Genomic DNA, 4,143 nt, shown 5'->3' on the forward strand with positions numbered 1-4,143 from the left:
TGCGCGGGTTCCGTTGCTCGGGTGCCCGTGCCGGGTGGGCGGTGGTCGAACTCGCGCTCTCCGTCGCCTGTTTGTGCCGGTCGGGCCGTCGTCCGGGCTTCGCGGGGTTCCGGTGTTTACGTGTTCGTGTGGCGTGGTCTGGACTGCGCGGGTTCCGTTGCTCGGGTGCCCGTGCCGGGTGGGCGGTGGTCGAACTCGCGCTCTCCGTCGCCTGTTTGTGCCGGTCGGGCCGTCGTCCGGATTTCGCCGGGTTCCGCTGGCTGTGTGCCCGTGTCGGGTGGGCCGTTGCCGGACTCGGGGTCTGCGCGGCCTGGTCGTGCTGGTCGTGCCGTGGCCCGTGGCCCGTGGCCCGTGGCCGGGTTCCGCGGGTTCCGCCGGTTGTGTGCCCGTGTCGGGTGGGGCGTTGCCGGACTCGCGCTTTCCGCGGCCTGTTTGTTGCCCGTTGCTCGTTGCCTGGTTCCGGTGGCCCGTTGCCCGTTGCCCGTTGCCCGGTTCTGGTTCCCGTGGTCCGTTGTCCGGTTCCCGTGGTCGGTGGCCGGTGCCCCGTGCCCCGTGGTCCGTTGTCTGGTTCCTGTGGTGGGTGGTTGGTGCTTCGTGGTCTGTTGTCTGGTTTCTGCGGTGTGGTGGTGGTTGTTAGGTGGGGTTGGGGGGTTGGGGGTGGGTGAGGGTGGCGGTTTGGTAGTTGGGGAGGTCGAAGTGGCGGGTTTGTTTGCGGAAGCGGAAGGTGTAGGTGGGCCAGATGGAGGGGTTGTTGCCGTGTTTGTCGGTGTACCAGCTGGTGCAGCCGCCGGCGTTCCAGACGGTGCCGGTGAGGTGTTTGGTGAGGGTTTTGTTGTAGGCGGTTTGGGCTTCGGGGCGGATTTCGAGGGAGGTGAGGTGGTGTTTGTCGAGGGTTTTGAGGGCGTTGATGATGTAGGTGATCTGGGCTTCGATCATGACGGTTTGGGAGGAGTGGCCGAGGGTGGTGTTGGGGCCCAGGAGCATGAAGAGGTTGGGGAAGCCGTGGATGGTGGTGCCGCGGTGGGCTTGCATGCCGTGGGTGGTCCAGGTGTGGTGCAGGGTGTGGCCGTTTCGTCCGTGGATGCGGTGGGCGATGGGGCGGTCGGTGGCGGTGAAGCCGGTGGCGAGGATGATGGTGTCGACGGTGCGGCGGGTGCCGTCGGCGGTGGTGATGTGGGTGGGGCCGATGTCGGTGATGGTGTCGGGGATGATGTCGACGTTGGGTTGTTGGATGGCGGGGTACCAGGTGTTGGAGAAGAGGAGGCGTTTGCAGCCGACGGTGTAGTCGGGGGTGAGGCGTTTGCGGAGGTCGGGGTCGGGGACGGATTTTTTGAGGTGGCCGGCGGCCATGTTCTTCATGCCGGTGGTGCGTCCCGGGCGGGACATGAAGAACGCGACGATTTCGCGGCCGTGTTTGTTGAAGTTGCGGCGTAGGAGTTGGTAGCCGGGGAGGTGGCGCAGCATCCAGGTGTGGCGGGGGGTGTTGGGTTTGTCGGGTTTGGCGGCGACCCAGGGGGGTGTGCGCTGGTGGAGGTGGAGTCGGGCGACCTGGGGTTGGATGGCGGGGACGAACTGGATGGCGGAGGCGCCGGTGCCGATGACGGCGACGTTGCGGCCGGTGAGGTCGTGGTCGTGGCGCCATTGGGAGGAGTGGAAGACGGTGCCGGTGAAGGTGTCGAGGCCGGGTAGGTCGGGGATGGCGGGTTCGGAGAGGTAGCCGGTGCCGGTGATGAGGACCTGGGCGGTGTAGTGGCCGTGGGTGGTGTGGATGCGCCAGTGGCGGTGGTCCTGGTCCCAGGTGGCGTCGAGGAGTTCGTGGCCGTAGCGCAGGTGGGGTTCGATGCCGAAGCGGCGGGCGGTGTCTTTGAGGTAGGTGTGGACTTCGGCCTGGGTGGCGAAGGTGGATTTCCATGCGGGGTTGCGGGCGAAGGAGAAGGAGTAGAGGTGGGCCTGGACGTCGCAGGCGCAGCCGGGGTAGGTGTTGTCGCGCCAGGTGCCGCCGAGGTCGTGGGCGCGTTCGAAGACGAGGAAGTCGTCGGTGCCGGTCTGCAGGAGGCGGATGGCGGTGCCGAGGCCGGAGATGCCGGCGCCGATGATGGCGGCTTTGAGGTGGCGTACGCGCAGGGGGTTGGGGGTGGTGGGGTGGGGGGTGGTGGCGGTGTCGTCGGCGGCCGCGGGCACCGCGGTGGCCGGGGTGGGGTCGTCGGGGTTGGCGGGGGTGGGGTGTTCGGCGGTGGTGGTCATGGCCCGGTTTCCTCTGGTCAGGCGCGGCGGGTGAGGGTGACGCGGAAGTTGTTGAAGATGTGGTCTTCGAGGGTGTAGGCGAAGATGTCGAGGTAGCGTTCGAAGCGGGCGACGGTGGTTTCGTCGGCGAGGGTGACGGCTTCGTCGCGGCGGGCGGCCAGGAGCTGGAGCCAGGCGCGGCAGGCGCGGGCGAAGGACTCGGGTTCGTTGCGGATCTCGGTGACTTCGAAGAGGCCGTCGAGGCCGGCGGCGAGTTCGGGCAGGCGGGGGATGTGGCAGCCTTCGAACTCCTCGCGCTGGAGGAACTTGAGGTCGTCGAGGAGCTGGCGGCGCAGTGGGGGGTTCTCGACGGTCATGGTGTGCAGGACGAAGCGGGCGCCGGGCTTGAGGAGGGAGTGGACCTGCTTGAAGAAGACGCGGTAGCGCTGGGTGCGCTCCTTGGGGGTGAGGGAGGAGAGCACGAAGTGTTCGAGGGCGTTGATGCAGAACGCGGCGTCGTAGGGGTCGCCGTCGGCCTTGTGGTCTTCCCAGCTCTCGACGCGGGCGTGGATGGCGGGGTTGTCGAGGGCGGCGACGAAGTCGGCCTGGGTGCGGGAGAGGGTGACGCCGACGGCCTGCTGGACGCCGTGGACGGTGGTGAGGCGGTTGAGCATGGTGCCCCAGCCGCAGCCGATGTCGAGGACCTTGGCGGTGCCGGCGGCGCGGGCGAGGTCGGTGAAGACGTCGAGCTTGCGTTCCTGGGCTTCGTCGAGGGTGGCGACGAGGTCCTCGCCGTCCTCCCAGTAGCCGCCGGAGTACATCATGGTGGGGCCGAGGATGAGCCGGTAGAGGTCGTTGCCGACTTCGTAGTGGTGGCGGATGGCGTCGACGTCGGGGTTGATGGAGCGGGTTTCGGCGGTGGTCATGCGGTGGGCCCCTGTTCTGGTGGTGGGACGGGTGGAGTGGGTTGGTGCGGGTGCCGGGCCCTGTGGGGGCCGGGCGGTGGTGCGGGTGCCGGGCCCTGTGGGGGCCGGGCGGTGGTGCGGGTGCCGGGTCCTGTGGGGGCCGGGCGGTGGTGTGGGTGCGGGCGGGCCGTGGTGGTACGTGGCCGGGGGTGTCCGGCCTGGTGCGGACGGGGTTCGTCCTGGCCGGGCGGCCGGTGCCCGCCCGGGTGCGGTCGGTCGTCCCGGGTGCGGGCGGCCGGTGCCCGCCCGGTGTGAACGGCCGTTGCGGGATCCGGTGGTTGGTGCCTGCCGGGTTTGAACGGCCTTGCGGGTGACGCTGGGTGGTGCCTAACTGGCGCGAATGGCCTTGCGGGTGGCGCTGGTTGGTGCCTGCCGGGTGTGAACGGCCTTGCGGGTGGCTCTGGTTGGCGACCGGCCTGGCCTGGCCTGGGTGGCCTGGTGGCCTGGTGGTCGTGGTGTCGGCGGGCGGTTGGTGTCTGCCGGTGCCGAGTGGTCTTGCGGGGGTGGGTGGCTTTTGTCCGGGTGGCCGGGCGGGTCGTTCGTGCCGTGGGTGGTTGGTGTCTGCCGGTGCCGAGCGGTCGTGCGGGGTCAGGTGGTTGGTTCCTGGAGGGCGTGAACTGACCTGCGGGTGGAGCGGGTTGGTGGCCGGCCGGCCGGGGTGGTCGAGTGGGTCGTTCGTGGCGTGGGCGGTTGGTGCCTGCCGGGCGTGGACTGCCGTGCGGGAATGGGCGGGCGGTTTGGCGGGTGGGTGTTCGCCTGCCGGTGTGGCCGGGGGCGTCGCGTCCGGCGGGCGGTCGGTGCCCTGGTTCCTTGGACGGCCCGGCCCTGGAACGGGTGGCCGCTGCCCGTTGCCCGCTGTCCGTGTGAACGTTCCTCCCGTCGTGGACGGTTGGTGCCCGGCTGTTTGAGCGGATGTTCCCTGGCGCCGGTGGCCGGTGGCCGGTGGCCGGTGGCC

At 69.8% G+C, this 4,143-nt stretch carries 2 protein-coding genes; both read right to left on the reverse strand.

What is annotated here, in order from left to right; genetic code table 11:
* Positions 1-633: 633 nt before the first annotated feature.
* Complete coding sequence (locus ACIOJE_RS39415) at positions 634-2,244, reverse strand: flavin-containing monooxygenase (RefSeq protein WP_400783242.1); 1,611 nt, start codon at positions 2,242-2,244, stop codon at positions 634-636.
* Positions 2,245-2,261: 17 nt separating this feature from the next.
* Complete coding sequence (locus ACIOJE_RS39420; protein ID WP_280677826.1) at positions 2,262-3,149, reverse strand: class I SAM-dependent methyltransferase; 888 nt, start codon at positions 3,147-3,149, stop codon at positions 2,262-2,264.
* Between the last annotated feature and the right edge of the window lie 994 nt (positions 3,150-4,143).

It is taken from the genome of Kitasatospora sp. NPDC087861 (assembly GCF_044742585.1).
Classification (GTDB): domain Bacteria; phylum Actinomycetota; class Actinomycetes; order Streptomycetales; family Streptomycetaceae; genus Kitasatospora.

Coding starts and splice junctions, on each gene's coding strand:
- ACIOJE_RS39415 (WP_400783242.1), bottom strand. CDS start 2,244: ATGACCACCACCGCCGAACACCCCACCCCCGCCAACCCCGACGACCCC.
- ACIOJE_RS39420 (WP_280677826.1), bottom strand. CDS start 3,149: ATGACCACCGCCGAAACCCGCTCCATCAACCCCGACGTCGACGCCATC.